Origin of the sequence: Tenacibaculum sp. TC6 (assembly GCF_050606265.1) — a bacterium.
Lineage (GTDB): Bacteria > Bacteroidota > Bacteroidia > Flavobacteriales > Flavobacteriaceae > Polaribacter.
Genome location: NZ_JBOCUK010000047.1, coordinates 1 through 18,760 on the forward strand (window position 1 = coordinate 1; position 18,760 = coordinate 18,760).

The following is an 18,760-nucleotide window of genomic DNA, read 5'->3' on the forward strand; positions in this document are numbered from 1 at the left end:
TGTGCGCTTTTTCTTGTGTGGACTCGTATTCATAAAATAAGTCTAATTTGTGTCAACTTATTTTAGGACGGGACAGAATTAAAAAAGAAAGGTGAGCATTTGCTCACCTTTCTTTAAATTTTTATTTTATTATTATTTTTTTTACTATACTCTTATTCTTATTTTCCACTTGTAATAAATAAATTCCTGCTTTTATTCCTGAGAAAACCAAATCTTTTGTAAAGATATTAGAGCTATTATCATATATTTTATATTCAATCAATCTACCTCTGATATCGAAAATTTTTAATATAATACTTTCTTTATTATCAACATCAAAAGAGAGGGTAAAGACACCAGAAGAAGGATTTGGGTAAAGTTTAAAATTATTAAAGAGAATATGACTAGATGAAGGTTGGTCTTTTTCTTTAATTTCAATAGAATAGTCTTCAACTTCACCATCAAAATTTATTTCGCATACGGAAGGAGCACCATCACCAGCAAACTTTGTTGATACTCTTAGAGTTGTAGTACCAAGCTTTGCATCATTAGGAATCTCAATATTTAAAGGGCTTAAGCTGGTTTGCCCGTTTGAATTATTAGTAACGGTACCTAAATCGTATTTTTCATTTTCATCAAATTGACAGTTTTGGTTCCAATCTATCCATGCAAAAGTTGTAGATGAATAATCGCCATCAGTATTGGTTTTTATAGTTAATTGATGGTTTTCTCCTCTATTAACTATAGTTGTAATAGCTTTAAAATCATTGTAACCATTATTTTTTGTTAATGTTTGATTTTCAATAGTGTTAAATTTAACATAAGTAGTTCCAGTTTGGTAATCTGTATTTCCAGAAGATTGACATACACCATTAGTTATGGTTAATTTAATATCTAAATTTTTTTCTATAGAAGATGATTTAGCATTAAGTGTAATAATATGTTCTCCATCGGCAACAGTTCCTAAGTTTGTAGCTTTAACTTGGAACGTTCCATTTGATGTAATTGTTGAAGGAGTTATTTGAACTGTTGATCCTGTTGGTTTTTTTGTAGCTGTTAGGGTTACAGTTTCAGAGAATCCATTAGAGGTCGTATAATCAATATCAAAAGTATATTCCGTAACTATGGTGTTGCAAATAAAAGCATCTCCTGTTTTATTAGAAATAGCAAAATCAGGTTTTGAACTAATAGTAAAAGCAGGTGTAATATTATAAAAAATATTATCGGCAGCTTCTATCATAATAATAGCATTATCAGTATCAATAGTTGATGAAGGAAGAGTTATTATTTCTTCACCATCATTATCAACATTTGTAGCTAAGTCATTAAACGTTGTCCCTCCGTCAGTCGAAAGTTTAATGTTTACTTTTTTACAGTTAATAGGAGCTATATTACTTTGTCCTACTACCCAAGAAATTGTTCTGCTGGTATTTTGCGCCCAAGTAGCTTGATTACTAATGGTAAAAGGTATTGCATCAACAACGGTAACTTTTATATCATCTCTTGCGCTTGCACCCCCTCCGGCATTATTATCTCTCACAGTAAACGAGAAATTCATATTTCTGGCTACAGAAGGTAATACTTCCCATTCGGTTGATGTTTTTCCTGCTAATACGGTTGCAAAATTAGGGAAATACCTGTTAGGGACTGTTTTTGAAGGTAAAGACCTGAATAAAGGACCACCTAAATTAGTAGCAATCGGAGGCATAATAGCAATTTCTGTATCTAATTGCTCCCAGTTATAGGTTAGCTTTGAAGTTCCATCAATATCAGTAGCTTGGCCTCTTAATACAAAAGGAGTTGATTTTGGAATACTCACATCTGCACCTGCATTAGTTGTAGGAGGATTATTGTTAGTGTTCGTTTGTACTGCGCAAGAAGCAGTGGTTTGAATCTTATTCCACATTTGTTTTATACTTACAGCATGGAAATGATCATCACTATTTGATTGTACGTTAGGGCTACAGATTCCGGCATATGCCATTATTGATGATCCACTTCCCGGTTCAACAGCTGTACTACCACTTCTGTTACCATCACAAGAATTGTTAAAAGTGTGAGTAGCGCCAAACTGATGCCCTACTTCATGAGCAACATAATCTATATCATAAGGGTCACTTATAGGTTGAGGGCTACCTGTTATTCCTTTACCTTTTTCACCAGAAACACAAACTACACCTAATCCGGCTAATCCACCACCTCCGGTACTAAAAGTATGTCCTATATCATAATTGGCATCCAAAATATTGGTATCACATACTTTTTGACTTTCATCAATTAATGCATTAGCATCAGTATTAGAAAGATTATCAGTATTAGGGTCTAAAAAGATAATTTTATCATTATTATTTACAATAATCATTCTAACAGCTAAATCTCTTTCGTAAATTTGATTTACGCGAGTCATTGTAGTATTCATAGCTGATAAAATAGCTGCTTTTTTAGTAGCATCAGTTGCTGAAGCAGGAACACCTTGATTATTTAAATGGAATTGCGAGTATTCTCCGGTACAGGCAAGAGCTATTCTAAAAGTTCTTAACTTACCGTCATTAGCATTTCTGGCAGCTGTTTTTTTACTAGACAATACGCCTTCTTTTAGCTCGTCAATTTTACATTCAAAATCATTTTGATTTTTTATAAAATCACTTCTTTTATAGGCTATGTATGTTCTATTGTCTTTAGTATGAGGATCTATATAAAATGAATCATGATTCCCAGATGTAATTAATACATGCACACCATCTGTACCCATACTAATTTTAGCAGTTGCTGTAGGATCGTCAATACCGGTTGCTGTGTATGATTTAATAGTAGGAAATTTTTCAGCTAATTTTGATTCAAAGATAGATGTTTCTTGAATTTTAAAACGAGATGATTCTCCGTTAACCCCAGGTAAAGAAATAATAGTAGTATTTAAACCACGTGCTTGTGTATTTAAATGAGTGGTAAATTTGTCTAAGTCTAAAGTAAATAACAAGTAACTTGTTGGTAGTTGTTTTCTTGGATAGACTTTAGTTTTACTTTTAGAGTCATGAAATTCTAATTTTTTCCAGTAATTTTGTGCATTAACCAAAGTAGTTAGAACTAATGCTAAAAAAAGGATGAAGGATTTTTTTTTCATTTGTAATTGTTTAGGTTCTAATTGAAATTGAATTTCCTAATTAGAGTAGGGGTTTAAAGATTAAAATTATGAATAAAAATATATATATAAAAGATTTATTTAAAAAAGATTTTAAAGAAACTTGGGATTTGCAAACCAGTTTGTTAGACGAAATAATAGCATTAAAAAAAGAAAAGAGAAATGGGAATCCTGATGTAGTTACTCCTAATTACTTTCTTTTTGTTGAACACCCTCATGTATATACCCTAGGGAAATCGGGGGATTTGAGTAATTTGTTACTAAATGAAGAGGGGTTGAAAGCTAAAAATGCCACCTTTTATAAAATCAATAGAGGAGGAGATATTACGTATCATGGACCCGGACAAATAGTAGGGTATCCGATTCTTGATTTGGAAAACTTTTTTACAGATATTCATAAATATTTAAGATTACTAGAAGAAACTATAATTTTAACGTTAGCTGAATATGGAATAAAAGGAGAGCGTAGTGAAGGGGAAACAGGAGTATGGTTAGATGTTGGAACTCCTTTTGCCAGAAAAATTTGTGCTATGGGTATTAGGGCAAGCAGATGGGTTACAATGCACGGGTTTGCTTTAAATGTAAATGCTAATCTAGGATATTTTGATAATATTATTCCTTGTGGTATCAGAGGAAAAGCAGTTACCTCTATGGAAGCAGAATTAGGTGAAAAAATTTCAGAAGAAGAAGTGAAACAAAAAATTATTAAACACTTTAAAGATTTATTTGAAGTAGCATCATTTATAACAACAAAAGAGGTTGAATAATCAACCTCTTTTGAATTTCTGTATGGAACAGGTACTTATTTTTTAGCTTTAATATCTAAAGACATTTCCATTAAATCGTTGATAAACTTATCTTTTAATGCAGCATCAAACTTTTTAGAGCTGTAAGTAACTCCAAAATCAGTACGATCTACACTAAATGTATCACTCTTTAAAGTAGCAAACTCACCATCTTCAATAATAGTAGCAGGAATAGTAATGCTCTTAGTTACATCTTTAAGTGTTAAGTTTCCTGTAATGTTTACTTTACCGTCTTTAGCTTCTGAACTGGTAACAACAAACTTAGCTGTAGGAAATTTTTCTACATCAAAAAAGTCTGCAGATTTTAAATGTCCTTCTAATTTTTCTTTACCGTTTCCAGCTTCTAAATCTGAACAAGAAATAGTTGTCATGTCAATAGTGAATTCTCCTGCTTTAACAGTACCGTTTTCAATATCAAAAACACCATTTTGTAGGCTAACAACACCATTGTGAGAACCTGTTGGTTTAGAACCTTTCCATGTAATATTAGACTCTGCTACATTAGCTTTATATGAGTTGATTACATTTTCAACTTTTTGTACTTCTTTTACTTCTTCTTTAGCTTCTACTTTGTTTTTATCATTTTTACATGATACAGCAGCTAAAGCGATAAAAGCAATTGCTAAAATTGATTTTTTCATACGTTACGTTTTAATAATTGATTGAATAACTTTTTTTCTAATTTAGAACAAATGTAAATAAAAAATAGTTTCCGTGGAAATTATTTTTTATTTATTAACTGATTGATAACATAAGCAGCTGCTTGTAAGCCAAATGCAGCAGGCATATAACTTATAGTACCGTAATACGATTTTTTATAATTAGCTCCATCTGTTAGCTTTAAACTTTCAGCAATTTGAATTTCATCAGAATATACAGCTCTTACCCCTTTATTAACATTTAACTCTTTCAAACGTTTTCTAATGGTCTTAGCCATTTTACAGTTTCTGGTTTTGCTAATATCTTTGACCTTTACTTTAGTAGCATCTAACTTTCCACCGGCTCCCATAGAGCTAATAATTTTCACCTTTTTTCTACGGGCTGCTACTATTAAATTCACTTTTGGTGTAATACTGTCAATACAATCCAGAACATAATCAAATTCAGGGGTAACAATTTCAAAAGCTCTTTCAGGAGAAATAAATTCTTCTAAAACAGTAAGTTCAATAGTAGGATTAATGTCTTTAATTCTATCTGCCATTACTTGTGCTTTCGATTTTCCTATGGTACTATTTAAAGCAGGTAATTGACGGTTTTTATTGGTTTCATCAAAAACATCTCCATCAACAATTGTCATTTTTTGAACTCCGGCTCTGGCAATAAACTCAGCTGCAAAAGATCCTACTCCGCCTAATCCTACTATTAAAATAGTAGCGTTTTTTATTTTTTCAAGACCTTCATTTTGTACTAATAACTCGGTACGTTCTAACCAACTCATAACGTAAATATTCTATTAAAATTTTTATTTATTTGTTTTTTTATACTTTCTGTACTTTCATTTTTAACGGTGGCAAATGTATTGTAAATGTTTATAATAGACTCTTTTGAATTGTCTGTTTCTAATAAAATATTTTCAACAGGTATTTCTTTACTAATAATTTGAAGTTTTTTATTGGTTAATAAACTGGCGCCTATTGAAAGTGTTATGTTGTTTTTTAATAAATCTTTGGCAACTTGTATATTTTTATTAAATCCGTGAACAATCCAAGGTTGTTTAGGTACTAGTTCTTTTTTTAGAGAAATTAAATCGTTATAAGCTTTTACACAGTGAATGATTAACGGTTTCTTATGAGTTTCTGATAGTTCAATATGTCTTTTAAAAACAGCAATTTGTAATGTATATTCTGTTGAAGTAAGTTTATCTAAGCCACACTCGCCAATGGCTAAACAATTTTTTGATAAAAGTTTTTGGGATAATTGATGAAACTCATTTTCTATGTTTTGTTTTTCAATATACCAAGGATGTATTCCTGTTGAGAAAAAAGTAGTAGGTTCTGGATCACTTGGATAGGTATTACGTATAGAAGTGATGTGCGTATCGTTTTTTATTGAATGAGTATGTACATCAATAAAATTCATAATTACTCTTTATTCTTAGTATCTATAATAATAGTAACAGGTCCATCATTAAGAAGTTCAACTTTCATGTCGGCTCCAAATTGTCCGGTTTGTACTTTTTTACCTAAATCAGATTCAATTTGTTGAATAAATTGTTCATATAAAGGAACGGCTATATCGGGTTTGGCTGCTTTTATATAACTTGGGCGATTTCCTTTCTTAGTTGATGCATGTAGTGTAAATTGACTTACCACAATAATATCACCATTTACATCTTGTATAGAGGTATTCATAACATCATTTTCATCATTAAAAATTCTAAGACCAATAATTTTTTTTGATAGCCATGTTATATCTTCTGCGGTATCGTCATTTACAATACCTAATAAAATTAAAAGTCCGTTAGTTATATTGGCTACTTTTTCATTATTAATAGTAACACTAGCTTTCGTAACTCTTTGTATTACAGCTTTCATAAGGTATAGGTGAAATTTTAGTCAATTATTTCCAAATATCTGTACGGTAATTTTCTTCTTCGCCTTCTAAGATTTGTAAATAACTTTTATAGCGTGACCAAGAAATCTCGTCATTTTCTAAGGCTTCTTTTACAGCACAGTTGGGCTCATTTATATGAATACAGTTATTAAATTTACAGTGTTCTTTCAAAGCAAAAAATTCAGGAAAATAGTCGCCCAACTCATCTTTTTCCATGTCAACTACTCCAAAGCCTTTAATTCCGGGAGTATCAATTATTTTTGCGTCAAAACTTAGGTCAAACATTTCTGCAAAAGTAGTTGTATGTTGTCCTTGCTTATGCTGTTCAGAAATTTCTTTTGTTTTTAGGTCTAAGCCAGGTTCAATAGCATTTACCAAGGTTGTTTTTCCAACTCCGGAATGACCTGCAAACATGCTTACTTTACCTAGCATTAATTCTTTTATAGTATCTATATTTTTGTTTTCTAATGCAGAAACTTCAATACAAGTATAGCCAATAGGTTCATAAATATCTTTTAGGTATAAAATTTCGGCTTTTTCTTCAATTTCATAGATATCAATTTTATTAAATACAAGTATTGCATTGATAGAATAGGCTTCAGCAGTAACTAAAAAGCGATCGATAAAAGTAGTTAATGTCGGCGGGTTGTTAATGGTAACTAATAAAAATACCTGATCTATATTAGCAGCAATAACATGTGTTTGTTTGGAAAGGTTTACTGATTTACGTACGATATAGTTTTTACGATCTTTAATTTTTGTAATTACTCCGGTTTCATCATCAGTTTTTGTTTCCAAATCAAACTCTACAATATCACCTACAGCAATGGGGTTGGTACTTTTAATACCTTTAATTCTGAATTTTCCTTTAATTCTACATTTATATAATGTGTTTTCAGATTTTACCCAATACCAACTTCCTGTTGATTTATAAACCGTTCCAATCATGTAACAAAGATGAGAATAAAAATTGAATGTTATTAAAGTTATTTTTGCATCAAATCGCGGATTTTCTTTGCAACAGACCCTATTTCGCCTATTCTGATAACAATAAAAATCAATTGAGGAATAAAGCCCGGATTTGTTATAATTGAAGCTTTTTCAGCGACTCTTATGTCTCGTTGTTTTATACAGTCAACTCTGTTTTCTTGAGGAGTGTTTGCTAGTTCTACGGCAAATTTCCAAGCACCATCTCTGGCAAGCTTCATACTAAAGTCAATTAAAAAAGTATCTATTTTACGAGTAACTTTCAGAATTTTTTTAAGAAATGGCCAAACCTTAGATAAATCGCTTTCAACCTCGGTAACTAAGGACGATAAAATTATATTGATTTTAGTAAAATCGTTTTCTAAACTTTCAATGGAACTCCCTTCACAAACTTTGGCGGCAGCAATGCCAAGGTCTAAATTTATATGGGCATTCATACCTAATAGTAAATGTTGTAATACGGTGGTCCAAAAAGTTTTTGTAGCATTAAAAGCCTTTTCCCAAGAAGCTGAAACAGGCTTGTTTTCTTTATAATTATAATACGCCTCAATATATCTTGTTGCAAAAATGACGTCTAGTTTTTCCATACGTTCACCATCGTCAAAAAAATTAGCGGTAATTCCTTCTTTTACTTTTACAGTAACTTTTAAATACAGGGCAGCAAAGTATCCAAAAGTACTTTCATGTGTAATAGCATCATCAATAATTTCTTGTAAAGTATTAATTACATCGTCAATAGTCGTAATTGGAGGCATGTGTTTATTGGTTTGGTTAGTTTGCTGAAAATACTAAAATTTTAAAAAATAAAAACCTCAAAACGGTAAGTAACTATTTTGAGGTTTTAAGTACAAAGTAGGGAGGTACTTAGCCTTTAATAATTTTCTCTTGATGATTAATACTTTCTTGGTGAATAGCTTTAAACATTTTTAAGACAAACTCTTCACTTAGTCCGCGATTCTCCCCCTCTAAAATCATATTGCCTAAAATTTCATTCCAACGTTTTGATTGTAATACGGCAACGTTTTTCTCTTTTTTAAGTTCTCCAATAGCATCGGCAATTTTCATACGCTTACCTAACATATCAATTAACTGATTATCTACTACGTTAATTTGAGCTCTTAAATTTTCAAGAGTATCTCTATAGCTTTCATCCGAAGTGGTTTCTTTTCTCACTCTAAGGTCAATCATCATTTGTTTTAATCTGTCCGGAGTAACTTGTTGTGCTGCATCACTCCATGCATTATTTGGGTCAGTATGAGTTTCTACCATTAAACCATCAAAATTTAAATCTAAAGCTGTTTGAGAAACATCAAAAACTAATTCTCTGTTACCTGTAATGTGTGAAGGATCACAAATTAACGGTAAGTCCGGAAACTTATCTTGAAATTCAATAGCAATTTGCCATTCCGGAATGTTACGGTATTTTGATTTTTCATAGGTTGAAAAGCCTCTGTGAATAGCCCCTAGTTTTTTAATTCCTTTAGAATATAAACGTTCTATGCCTCCTAACCATAAGGCTAAATCAGGATTTACAGGGTTTTTAACTAATACTATTTTATCAGTTCCTTCCAAAGCATCTGCAATTTCTTGCATAATAAAAGGACTCACAGTTGAACGTGCACCAATCCATAATAAATCAATATCATGTTCAATAGCTAATTTTACATGATTAGCATTAGCAACTTCTGTACAGGTTTTCATACCGGTTTCTTCTTTTACTCGTTGAAGCCATTTTAAACCTAAAGCACCAACACCTTCAAAGTTTCCGGGACGTGTTCTTGGCTTCCAAATACCTGCACGAAAATAATTTACGTCAGAATCTTTTAATTCATGTGCTATTTGTAACACCTGATTTTCTGTTTCAGCACTGCAAGGTCCTGCAATGACTAGTGGATGCGACAAATTCATGTCGTCTAACCAAGTTCTTAATTGTTTAGAATTTTCCATGTTGTTGTAGTTGTTAGGCTTCCAATAGAATGCCGTTTAAAATTTGTTTTATATGATTAGTATTTTCCATTTCTTTGTATATCTCTTTAAAATTATCCTGCATCATTAAATCTTTAAATTGTTGCAAGTTGTTAATGTATTCTTCAAGAGTTTCAATAACATTAGTTTTGTTTTGCTTAAAAATAGGCGTCCACATTGCAGGTGAACTTTTAGCTAAACGTACTGTTGAAGCAAATCCACTGCCGGCCATATCAAAAATATCACGTTCGTTTTTTTCTTTTTCAATAACTGTTTTTCCCAGCATAAACGAACTGATATGTGATAGATGTGATACATAAGCGATATGTTTGTCGTGCGATTTCGGATCCATGTAACGAATACGCATTCCTATTTTTAAAAATATTTCTAACGCTTTTTCTTGTAGCTTGAATGCTGTTTTTTCTACCTCACAGATAATGTTTGTTTTACCTCTGTACAAGTTTTTTAGGGCGGCTTTAGGTCCTGAAAACTCAGTTCCGGCAATAGGGTGGGTTGCTAAAAAGTTTCTTCTGTTTGGATGATTTGCTATGGCTTTGCAAATATCTTCTTTAGTTGAACCTACATCAAGTACCAAAGTGTTTTCTGTTATGATATTTAACACTTCAATGGCTACTTGTAAAGATACGTCAACCGGAACAGCTATAATTACTATTTCAGCATTTCCTATATCATTAAGAGTCGCTTTTTTATGAATAATTCCTAATTCTAAAGCCTCATCTATGTGATTCTCATTAGTATCTATTCCGTGAATACAAGCATTTTCAAATTCATTTTGAATGTCTAATGCTAAACTACCGCCTATTAATCCTAATCCTATTATAAATACGTTCATCTAAAATCGTGTTATTGCTTCTTTAATTTCTGTTTCGGGTACGCATAATGAAAAACGAATGTACCCTTCACCTTGGCTTCCGAAAATAGTTCCCGGAGCTACAAATAGGTGTTTATTGTATAGTAAATCATCAACCACTGCTTCAGCTTCTTTTCCGTTAGGTAGCTTAGCCCAAACAAACATACCCGAGGCATTTGAGTCATAAGAGCAGTTTAATATATCTGCAAGTTCAAAAATGAGTTTTTGTCGTTGCTTGTATATTTTGTTTTGTTCGGAAAACCAGTCATTACCTAACTCTAATGCTTTAATGGCTCCTTTTTGAATTCCGTAAAACATTCCGGAATCCATTTGAGTTTTTACTTTGAGTACTTCATTTAAAAAATGCGGATTTCCTAATAATTTTCCAACTCTCCATCCTGCCATATTAAATGTTTTACTTAACGAGTTTAATTCTAAGGCTATATCTTTAGCACCTTCTACTTGTAAAATACTCTGTGGTGTATTGTTCAAAATAAAACTATACGGATTATCATTTGCTATAATAATATGATGCTTTTTACCAAAGGCAATTAATTGTTCATAGGTTTCTTTTAAAGCATCTGCTCCTGTAGGCATATGTGGATAATTAACCCACATAAGTTTTACTCCGGATAAATCTAAAGATTCTAATTGCTTAAAATCGGGCTGCCATTTGTTAGCTGCAGTTAAATCATAGAATACAGGTTTGGCTCCAATTAAATTGGTAACAGAGCTATAGGTAGGATATCCCGGATTGGGAATTAATACCTGATCTCCTTCATTTAAAAAAGCTAAAGAAATATGCATTATGCCTTCTTTACTTCCCATTAACGGTAAAATTTCATTATCAGGATTTACACTTACATTATATTTTGCTTTGTAAAAGTTAGCAACAGCATTTCTAAATTCCGGTAGTCCTTGATAACTCTGATATTTATGAGCTCCGCTCTCTGTTAAGCTTTTTTGTATTGCTTCTAATACTTCTTTAGGAGGTAGTAAGTCCGGACTCCCGATTCCCATGTTAATAATAGGGTTGCCTTCAGAAGCTAATTGTCTTACTTCTTTCAACTTAGTTGAAAAGTAGTATTCTTGTACGGTTTGTAAACGATTGGCAAAAGTTATCATAATCTTCCGTTTTTGTATTCACCCAATATTTTAAAATTGTTAGCCATAATTTGTATTATAGATTTTGCTTTTGCATAATCTTCATAAGTATCGAAAGTAACATCTACGAAAAAAGCATACTTCCAAGGGGTTTCTATAATAGGGAGCGATTGTATTTTGGTAAGGTTTAATTTACAATCACTCATTACATTTAAAATAGCTGCTAAGCTGCCTCTTTTATGATCTAGCTCAAAACGTAAAGAAGCTTTATTAATATGCGCTGTATTGTTTTGAGGTTTTTGAGTTTGAAGAATTACAAAGCGTGTTTCATTGTTTTTTATAGTTTGTATTTCATCTTCAATTACTTCTAATTCAAAAATATCAGCGGCAATTTTAGGAGCAATGGCCGCAATTCCTTTTATTTTTTGTTCAGCAATTGTTTTTGCTACTGCTGAGGTATCAACATCTTCAACTAACTTTATAAAAGGATACTGTTTAAAAAATTCTTTACACTGTAATAAAGCCATTGGGTGAGAACATACCTCTTTAATATCATTAATTTTTTGATTTGGCAAGGCCATTAAATGATGATGTATAGGTAAGTAGTATTCACCGGTTATATGTAAGTTATGCTTGTCTATTAAAGCATAGTTAGGAATGATAGAGCCTGCTATGGTATTTTCAATAGCCATAATAGCTTCGTCAGACTTTTGAGTTATTAAACTGTCTGTTAAAACATCAAACGATAAACATTCATTTAAAACAATGTTTTCGTGGTAGTAGTTCTTGGCTACGATATGGTGGTTGCTCCCTTGTATTCCTTGAATGGCTATTTTTTTCATTTTTAGTGCAAAAAAAAAGCCTCGATATTATCGAGACTTTACATTTATATTATTATTTCTGTTTTTTAACAATATGGTATAAAGTCTCTGCTCTTACTAAAAAAGTAAAAGTAAAAATAGAAACCTTGCCATACGTTTTGTAACATCTTGTGTGTCTTTAATTTTGAACGCAACAAATCTTGGAAATAAATTTTATAAAAACAAGCTTTTTTTTATAAAATTTATTAAGTAGTTGATTTATAGGTTTTAAATGGTTTTTTTGAATGTTTTTTGGGAGTATCTTGAGATAATTGATTGCATAAAAAAAGCTCATCAAAATTTGAAGAGCTTTCTTGCGGTCTGGACGGGACTCGAACCCGCGACCCCATGCGTGACAGGCATGTATTCTAACCAGCTGAACTACCAGACCGTTGCTTTTTTAAGCGGTTGCAAATATAAAGTTGTTTTTCATATTTACAAGTATTTTTTATGTATTTACGACTTTGTTGTCGTGAGAACTTTTAGCGGTCTGGACGGGACTCGAACCCGCGACCCCATGCGTGACAGGCATGTATTCTAACCAGCTGAACTACCAGACCGTTGCGCTAAGCGGATGCAAATATATAACTTTTTTTTAATTAAAAAAGGAAGTTGTTATAAAATTTTTCGTCGACTTATCAGGTAAGTGGTAAGTACCTCATAATAGCCGTCATGAATATTTACAGGTACATAATCTATTTTGTATTGTAAACATTTGTTTTTTAGTTTATTGAAAAAATCACCGGTGAGTTGGGTGTATTTTTCTTGCACGTTTTCGGCATATAAATTTATTTCTTCTCCGGTTTCAACATCTACAAATTTTTTAGGAGAATTGTCAAAATTGAATAAAAATTCTAGCTCTTTATCATACGTATGAAATAAAACAACCTCATGTTTATTATGTTTCAAATGTCGTAAAGCCTCAAATAATTCATCTTGGTCTTTTGTTGTTTGAAACATATCTGTAAATAAGAATAATAAGGAACGTCTGTGAATTTTTTCGGCTATTTCATGTAAATACTCATAAGTATTGGTGCTGTTTTTTGAGGTAGCTTGTAACAGTGTTTCTAATTGATGAGTAAGCATTTTTCTATGACGTTCACTTCCTTTTTCCGGAGCATAATACTCATAGGTGTCAGAATAAATGCTTAAACCCACAGCATCTCGTTGTCTTTTGAGTATTTCTATTAAACAAGCAGCGGCTACAGCAGAAAAACCAATTTTATTTAAAGAGCTTATATTCTGATTTTTACTTACAGGGTAATGCATTGAGGCAGAATTGTCAATAATAATATGACAACGCAAGTTGGTTTCTTCTTCATACTTTTTAGTGTAGAGTTTTTCTGTTTTCGCAAAAAGTTTCCAATCAATATGTCGGGTACTTTCTCCTTTATTATATAGTTTATGTTCAGAAAACTCAACAGAAAATCCATGAAAAGGACTTTTATGCATTCCGGTAATAAAACCTTCTACTACTTGTTTGGCAAGTAATTCAAGGTTTTTAATTTCTGATGAAAGAGAGTTGTTTAATTCAATCATAAGCACCGAAAATAACAAAAGGTTTAACAATTGCCAAACCTTTTGTACAAATGAAAAGAAATACTTCAATTGCTTGTGTATTTTTTTACCCAAAGCACATGAAATAAAAAATTGTAGCTTACTTAACTAAGTAAACTGTTTTTTTGAAAGGAAAAATCCTTTCGGTTACATTAATTGTTTTGATTTTAAAACACTTCTTCTACTCCAAATATAGCAAAAGAAACAAGAGGTTAAAATACCTAATGCTACTAAAAAAGAACTCAGGGATTTCCCTGAGTTATCTACGTGTTTTTGAGGTTGTAATAGTACACTTTCTATTTTTTTAAATGCTGAGCCCTTTCTAAATTATCAACTACAATCAATAATTTTTTTAGTAGAATAGGGTTGTAGTTTGGATTACTTTGTATAAAATTTTGAACTATGGTATAGGCTTCTTTGGAGGTGTAATTGCCTACTGAGCCGGACAACCAGCGTTTCGGAAAAAAGATGTCTCCTGTTAACTGTACTTCTTCTAACAAGTCTAAACACAGTTTTACGTGTTTGGTAGAAGAAGTATGACGTAATGGGTGGTGAATATTTGCCAAGGCTGTTTCCACCCAAGATTCTTTTTCCCGGTTTTTAGCATCTTTCAGTGAGAGCATAAAATCATCACGAGTTTTTTCATCTTGAGAAAGTGTAGGAAGCAACCATATAAAACGCTCTTTTTGATCTTTATTCTTAATGTTCTCTGCTTGTTGAGTTAAAATTTCATCAGCCTTAGGGTGTTTGTAAATAGCTAATTTCATAGCTAACTTGATTAAATCATTTTCATTGAGTGTTATATTTTTAATACTCAATGTACCCTTCCAAAGTTGATATAAAGTATCTCTTCCGGAGGTTGAATAGGCTAGATTGCTATAAGCATCAAAAAGAGTTTTTTTAATATTTTTAGGTAGTTCTTTTTGCAGTAAAGTAAAAAGCGTATGCTCTGTAACGGGTTGTAACGTATGTTGTTGCTCCGGAGTTAGAAATTTCCAAAAAATAGTATTTATTCTTCCTGAAAGATAATTGGTAATTAATTCATTGGATTCATTTTCTATACCCTTTAAAAATAATTGATAGGCAGTTATAGGGGCAATAGTTCCGTGCAACATATTTTCATAGATATTAATATATGTATGCCCACGAGCCACATCATCTTTAAGCGTATTTGTATGAGTAAGGTTAAGTGGGAAAACTCCATAACCTAAACCATTATAATTGTAGATAATTTCGTTAGGTTTAGGTAATCCTATAGCCTCATTAATTGTAACTGTTTTAGCATTAAAAAGAACATTAACAGGTTTTATTTCATGGTCATATACAAGACCTATGGTAAAAAATTGTTCCCATATTTTATCAGAATTATCTTCTGCATTTTGTGTTAAAGTAAGACTGCTTATTTTTCCTTCGGCATCATAACTAATACTGTTACTAATAATAGGTCTTCCCGAAGCATTAACCCAAACAGCACTCCATTGTTTTATGTTTTTAGGCGATAGGTTGTCAAAAATAGTTACCAAATCATTCCAGTCAGCATTGTCATTTGCATACGTAGCAATATATTGCTGAATTCCTTTTTGAAAGTTTTCTTTGCCTACTAAAAGTTCCAGTTGGCGCATCATAATAGGTGCTTTGTTATAAATAATACGTCCGTATAAAGAACCGGCGTTTTTTAAATTATCTAACTGTTGCCTTATAGGATTTGAACCTTTGGTACGATCCTCAGAATAAGCACTAGGGTAATGAGACATCATAAAGTTTAACTCATGATTTACCTCCGGAAAAACAGGATTCATAATTTTATCAGCCATAAAATTAGCAAAAACTTCTTTCATCCAAACATCGTTAAACCAACGCATGGTAACCAAATTTCCAAACCACATATGAGAGGTTTCATGAGCAATTAGCTTAGCGCGATTTAACTTACGTGTTTGCGTGGCATTTTCATCCAAAAAAAGTAAATTTTCTCTGTATTGAATGGCCCCGGTATGTTCCATGCCTCCATATTGAAAAGGAGGTAGCGTGGCAAAATCCATTTTTTGGAACGGAAAAGCATGTTGTGTATAGGTCTCTAAAAACTCTAACGAGCTCTGGTGTGTGTTAAAAATAGCAGGTAAACTCTCTTTAATTTTGGCACTGTCTGATTCTCTATATAAAAAACGCATGTTAAATGCTCCGGGGTTGGTATTGGCTTCATGAAATTTTCCGGCAACAAAAGAAAACAAGTAGGTGCTCATTTTATCGGTTTGCTTAAATTGATGTTCCGTAAAATCGCCTTGAGTTGTTTGTTGTTTTTCAAAAGCACCACATAAAACTTTCCAGTCTTTCGGTGCTGTAATAGTAAGGTTGTAGTTCGCTTTAATATCAGGTTGGTCAAAACAAGGAAACAACGTACTAGCTCTGTCCGGTACCAATAGGGTATATAAGTATTCTTTATTTCTGTTTAAAGAAAGCTCTCCGGCGTTAAAATCTATTTCAATGGTGTTGGCTCCTGTTTTTAGTAAACCTTTAGTAATGCTAATATGCTCATTAGTGTGTACAACAGTTGTGTTTGTACCATTAACTGCAATACTTTTTAAGTGCGCGGTTTTTTCGTTAAAATCTAATAGTAAATCATGATGGGTATTGGTAACGTCAAGATTTATTTTTAGGTGAGACGGAATCGGGGCTTCTTTTTTTAACGGAATAGCAAAATGTAAATGGTAAACAACGTTGGTAACTTGTTGTTTACGGGCTTGTGCTAATGCTAAAGAAATACCTTTAGTGATTTTTGGTGAAGTTGTGGGTTCTTTTTTACAAGCTAAAAAGGCTAAGCAAAAAATAAAAAAGTAGGTGCGCATAAAGTTTTAGTTGTTTGTTTGCCAGCTAAAAATAACAAAGGTTTGGCATTTGCCAAACCTTTGTTATGTATTATTTAAAAAGAAGCGCGTTCTTATAACTGTGAATCAATTTTATCTGTATACGTTTTTTTAGGAGCAGCACCTACTTGTTTGTCTACTACCTCTCCGTTTTTAAAGATTAATACGGTAGGAATATTTCTTACCCCATATTTAGCAGCAAACTCTTGGTTAGCATCTACATCTACTTTACCTACTACTGCTTTTCCGTCATATTCAGAGCTAATTTCATCAACAATAGGAGAAACCATTCTACACGGACCACACCATGCTGCCCAAAAATCTACTAATACCGGTTTGTCTGATTTTAATACCACTTCCTCAAAAGAAGCATCTGTAATTTCTAGTGCCATCTTACTTTATATTTTTATTAAGGTTATATTCTTGTTACTGGTACAAAAGTAAACAAATATTTTACCTTGGCAATTGTATAGAAATTAGTTTTTATTATCAGCATATCAATAGTTTTTATGACGTGTTTATTTTTTAGTATGTAAATAATCTTTACTTTTGCCTTCTCAATAATTGACGAGGAGAAATTTGTCTGATTGCAACCTCATTAAAAAATGCTAAAGCAGTAAGTATTACTTCTTTTTGCAGCAATCATCTGAATTTCTTTATATTTAAAACTTAAAAGAAATACATTATGTCATATTTTTTTACCTCAGAAAGTGTTTCAGAAGGACATCCGGATAAAGTAGCAGATCAAATTTCTGATGCGCTTATAGATAATTTTTTAGCTTTTGACCCGGAGGCAAAAGTTGCTTGTGAAACGTTGGTAACTACAGGACAGGTAGTGTTGGCTGGAGAAGTAAAATCGAATACGTATTTAGACGTTCAAAAAATTGCACGTGACGTTATTAATACCATAGGATATACGAAAGGAGAGTATATGTTTGACGGAAATTCTTGTGGGGTTTTATCAGCCATTCATGAGCAGTCTGACGATATTAACAGAGGAGTAGACAGAGCCAGTAAAGAAGAGCAAGGAGCAGGAGACCAAGGAATGATGTTTGGGTATGCTACCAATGAAACGGAAAACTACATGCCGTTAGCCCTGGATTTATCACATTTAATCTTAAAAGAATTAGCAGTACTACGTAGGGAGCATAAGGAAATTACCTATTTACGTCCGGATGCTAAAAGTCAGGTAACTATTGAGTATTCTGATGATAATGTGCCTCAACGTATTGAAGCTATTGTAGTTTCTACGCAGCATGACGATTTTGGTGATGATGAAACCATGTTGGCTACCATCAGAAAAGATATTGTAAACATTTTAATCCCTAGAGTAAAAGCAAAGTTAACTCCTGAAATTCAAACGTTGTTTAATGAGGATATTAAATATCATATAAACCCAACAGGAAAGTTTGTTATTGGTGGACCTCACGGTGATACAGGATTAACAGGAAGAAAAATTATAGTAGATACTTACGGAGGAAAAGGAGCACACGGAGGAGGTGCGTTTTCAGGAAAAGATCCGAGTAAAGTAGATAGATCAGCAGCTTATGCTACTCGTCATATTGCTAAAAACTTAGTAGCGGCAGGAGTGGCAGATGAAGTATTGGTACAGGTATCGTATGCTATTGGAGTAGTTGAGCCTATGGGAATTTTTGTAGATACTTACGGAACTTCTAAAGTAGGATTAACTGACGGAGCAATAGCTAAAAAAATTTCTGAGCTTTTTGATATGCGTCCGCACGCTATTGAAACACGTTTACAATTACGTACACCTATGTATAGTGAAACGGCAGCTTACGGGCATATGGGGCGTGTAAATGAAGTGGTTACTAAAACCTTTACACAACCTAACGGAGAAAATAAAACAATGGAAGTAGAGCTGTTTACTTGGGAAAAGCTAGACTATGTAGCTAAAGTAAAAGAAGCTTTTGGTTTATCATAGTAAACCACCAATATAAAAAGATAAAAACCCCGGAAAACCCGGGGTTTTTATCTTTTTATACTGTCCCGTCCTGAAATAGCGTTACACTAAAAATTAAGTGTCATGAAAAACAAACATGTAAAACGTACTCAAAAAG

At 32.4% G+C, this 18,760-nt stretch carries 16 protein-coding genes and 2 tRNA genes; 2 read left to right on the forward strand and 16 right to left on the reverse strand.

All coding sequences use genetic code 11. From position 1 onward, the window contains the following. Nucleotides 1-121: 121 nt before the first annotated feature. Nucleotides 122-3,100, reverse strand: coding sequence for a reprolysin-like metallopeptidase (locus ACQY1Q_RS16235; protein ID WP_431006385.1), 2,979 nt, complete (start codon nucleotides 3,098-3,100; stop codon nucleotides 122-124). A 68-nt stretch (nucleotides 3,101-3,168) separates the two neighbouring features. On the opposite strand from ACQY1Q_RS16235, the gene lipB reads away from it, so the two are divergent. Continuing rightward, nucleotides 3,169-3,885: a lipoyl(octanoyl) transferase LipB gene (gene lipB, locus ACQY1Q_RS16240; RefSeq protein ID WP_431006386.1), complete on the forward strand. Its 717-nt coding sequence runs from the start codon at nucleotides 3,169-3,171 to the stop codon at nucleotides 3,883-3,885. A 35-nt stretch (nucleotides 3,886-3,920) separates the two neighbouring features. On the opposite strand, the gene ACQY1Q_RS16245 is transcribed toward lipB, so the two are convergent. The 15 genes from ACQY1Q_RS16245 to trxA all read right to left on the reverse strand — a co-directional run bounded on the left by ACQY1Q_RS16245 (nucleotide 3,921) and on the right by trxA (nucleotide 17,074). Then, a complete protein-coding gene (locus tag ACQY1Q_RS16245) occupies nucleotides 3,921-4,565 on the reverse strand; it encodes a YceI family protein (protein WP_431006387.1) in 645 nt (214 codons plus the stop codon). An 80-nt stretch (nucleotides 4,566-4,645) separates the two neighbouring features. Continuing rightward, a complete protein-coding gene (locus ACQY1Q_RS16250) occupies nucleotides 4,646-5,362 on the reverse strand; it encodes a tRNA threonylcarbamoyladenosine dehydratase (RefSeq protein WP_431006388.1) in 717 nt (238 codons plus the stop codon). Further along, nucleotides 5,359-6,003 (reverse strand): TatD family hydrolase, encoded by a 645-nt coding sequence (locus ACQY1Q_RS16255; RefSeq protein WP_431006389.1) that lies wholly within the window; start codon nucleotides 6,001-6,003, stop codon nucleotides 5,359-5,361. Before ACQY1Q_RS16255 ends, ACQY1Q_RS16250 begins: the two co-directional genes overlap by 4 nt. A gap of 2 nt (nucleotides 6,004-6,005) precedes the next feature. After that, nucleotides 6,006-6,458, reverse strand: coding sequence for a D-aminoacyl-tRNA deacylase (gene dtd / locus ACQY1Q_RS16260; RefSeq protein WP_431006390.1), 453 nt, complete (start codon nucleotides 6,456-6,458; stop codon nucleotides 6,006-6,008). A 25-nt stretch (nucleotides 6,459-6,483) separates the two neighbouring features. Beyond that, complete coding sequence (gene rsgA / locus ACQY1Q_RS16265; RefSeq protein ID WP_431006391.1) at nucleotides 6,484-7,425, reverse strand: ribosome small subunit-dependent GTPase A; 942 nt, start codon at nucleotides 7,423-7,425, stop codon at nucleotides 6,484-6,486. Between the two features lie 38 nt (nucleotides 7,426-7,463). Continuing rightward, nucleotides 7,464-8,219: a DUF5995 family protein gene (locus ACQY1Q_RS16270; RefSeq protein WP_431006392.1), complete on the reverse strand. Its 756-nt coding sequence runs from the start codon at nucleotides 8,217-8,219 to the stop codon at nucleotides 7,464-7,466. A 109-nt stretch (nucleotides 8,220-8,328) separates the two neighbouring features. After that, a complete protein-coding gene (locus ACQY1Q_RS16275; RefSeq protein ID WP_431006393.1) occupies nucleotides 8,329-9,411 on the reverse strand; it encodes a chorismate mutase in 1,083 nt (360 codons plus the stop codon). Between the two features lie 13 nt (nucleotides 9,412-9,424). Beyond that, entirely contained in the window at nucleotides 9,425-10,282 is an 858-nt protein-coding gene (locus tag ACQY1Q_RS16280) for a prephenate dehydrogenase (RefSeq protein ID WP_431006394.1), read from the reverse strand. Continuing rightward, nucleotides 10,283-11,425, reverse strand: coding sequence for a pyridoxal phosphate-dependent aminotransferase (locus ACQY1Q_RS16285; protein ID WP_431006395.1), 1,143 nt, complete (start codon nucleotides 11,423-11,425; stop codon nucleotides 10,283-10,285). Continuing rightward, nucleotides 11,422-12,246, reverse strand: coding sequence for a prephenate dehydratase (locus tag ACQY1Q_RS16290; RefSeq protein WP_431006396.1), 825 nt, complete (start codon nucleotides 12,244-12,246; stop codon nucleotides 11,422-11,424). Before ACQY1Q_RS16290 ends, ACQY1Q_RS16285 begins: the two co-directional genes overlap by 4 nt. Nucleotides 12,247-12,581: 335 nt before the next feature. Beyond that, a tRNA-Asp gene (locus tag ACQY1Q_RS16295) sits at nucleotides 12,582-12,655 on the reverse strand. Nucleotides 12,656-12,750: 95 nt separating this feature from the next. Further along, nucleotides 12,751-12,824 (reverse strand) — tRNA-Asp (locus ACQY1Q_RS16300). A 55-nt stretch (nucleotides 12,825-12,879) separates the two neighbouring features. After that, the gene (locus ACQY1Q_RS16305; RefSeq protein ID WP_431006397.1) at nucleotides 12,880-13,803 is read right to left on the reverse strand and encodes a DUF58 domain-containing protein; all 924 of its coding nucleotides are present in this window, start codon (nucleotides 13,801-13,803) and stop codon (nucleotides 12,880-12,882) included. A gap of 314 nt (nucleotides 13,804-14,117) precedes the next feature. Further along, complete coding sequence (locus ACQY1Q_RS16310) at nucleotides 14,118-16,664, reverse strand: M1 family metallopeptidase (RefSeq protein WP_431006398.1); 2,547 nt, start codon at nucleotides 16,662-16,664, stop codon at nucleotides 14,118-14,120. A 92-nt stretch (nucleotides 16,665-16,756) separates the two neighbouring features. Beyond that, nucleotides 16,757-17,074 carry a thioredoxin gene (gene trxA / locus ACQY1Q_RS16315; protein ID WP_431006399.1) on the reverse strand — a complete coding sequence of 106 codons (318 nt, stop codon included), beginning with the start codon at nucleotides 17,072-17,074 and terminating at the stop codon, nucleotides 16,757-16,759. 293 nt (nucleotides 17,075-17,367) lie between these two features. On the opposite strand from trxA, the gene metK reads away from it, so the two are divergent. Further along, entirely contained in the window at nucleotides 17,368-18,624 is a 1,257-nt protein-coding gene (gene metK / locus ACQY1Q_RS16320) for a methionine adenosyltransferase (protein ID WP_431006400.1), read from the forward strand. The last annotated feature ends 136 nt before the right edge of the window (nucleotides 18,625-18,760 follow it).

Bases quoted from the DNA above. Each gene is read 5' to 3' on its own strand.
- rsgA (WP_431006391.1), bottom strand. From the start codon at position 7,425: ATGATTGGAACGGTTTATAAATCAACAGGAAGTTGGTATTGGGTAAAA.
- dtd (WP_431006390.1), bottom strand. From the start codon at position 6,458: ATGAAAGCTGTAATACAAAGAGTTACGAAAGCTAGTGTTACTATTAAT.
- ACQY1Q_RS16245 (WP_431006387.1), bottom strand. From the start codon at position 4,565: ATGAAAAAATCAATTTTAGCAATTGCTTTTATCGCTTTAGCTGCTGTA.
- ACQY1Q_RS16250 (WP_431006388.1), bottom strand. From the start codon at position 5,362: ATGAGTTGGTTAGAACGTACCGAGTTATTAGTACAAAATGAAGGTCTT.
- trxA (WP_431006399.1), bottom strand. From the start codon at position 17,074: ATGGCACTAGAAATTACAGATGCTTCTTTTGAGGAAGTGGTATTAAAA.
- ACQY1Q_RS16275 (WP_431006393.1), bottom strand. From the start codon at position 9,411: ATGGAAAATTCTAAACAATTAAGAACTTGGTTAGACGACATGAATTTG.
- ACQY1Q_RS16285 (WP_431006395.1), bottom strand. From the start codon at position 11,425: ATGATAACTTTTGCCAATCGTTTACAAACCGTACAAGAATACTACTTT.
- ACQY1Q_RS16280 (WP_431006394.1), bottom strand. From the start codon at position 10,282: ATGAACGTATTTATAATAGGATTAGGATTAATAGGCGGTAGTTTAGCA.
- lipB (WP_431006386.1), top strand. From the start codon at position 3,169: ATGAATAAAAATATATATATAAAAGATTTATTTAAAAAAGATTTTAAA.
- ACQY1Q_RS16235 (WP_431006385.1), bottom strand. From the start codon at position 3,100: ATGAAAAAAAAATCCTTCATCCTTTTTTTAGCATTAGTTCTAACTACT.
- ACQY1Q_RS16290 (WP_431006396.1), bottom strand. From the start codon at position 12,246: ATGAAAAAAATAGCCATTCAAGGAATACAAGGGAGCAACCACCATATC.
- ACQY1Q_RS16255 (WP_431006389.1), bottom strand. From the start codon at position 6,003: ATGAATTTTATTGATGTACATACTCATTCAATAAAAAACGATACGCAC.
- ACQY1Q_RS16270 (WP_431006392.1), bottom strand. From the start codon at position 8,219: ATGCCTCCAATTACGACTATTGACGATGTAATTAATACTTTACAAGAA.
- ACQY1Q_RS16305 (WP_431006397.1), bottom strand. From the start codon at position 13,803: ATGATTGAATTAAACAACTCTCTTTCATCAGAAATTAAAAACCTTGAA.
- metK (WP_431006400.1), top strand. From the start codon at position 17,368: ATGTCATATTTTTTTACCTCAGAAAGTGTTTCAGAAGGACATCCGGAT.
- ACQY1Q_RS16310 (WP_431006398.1), bottom strand. From the start codon at position 16,664: ATGCGCACCTACTTTTTTATTTTTTGCTTAGCCTTTTTAGCTTGTAAA.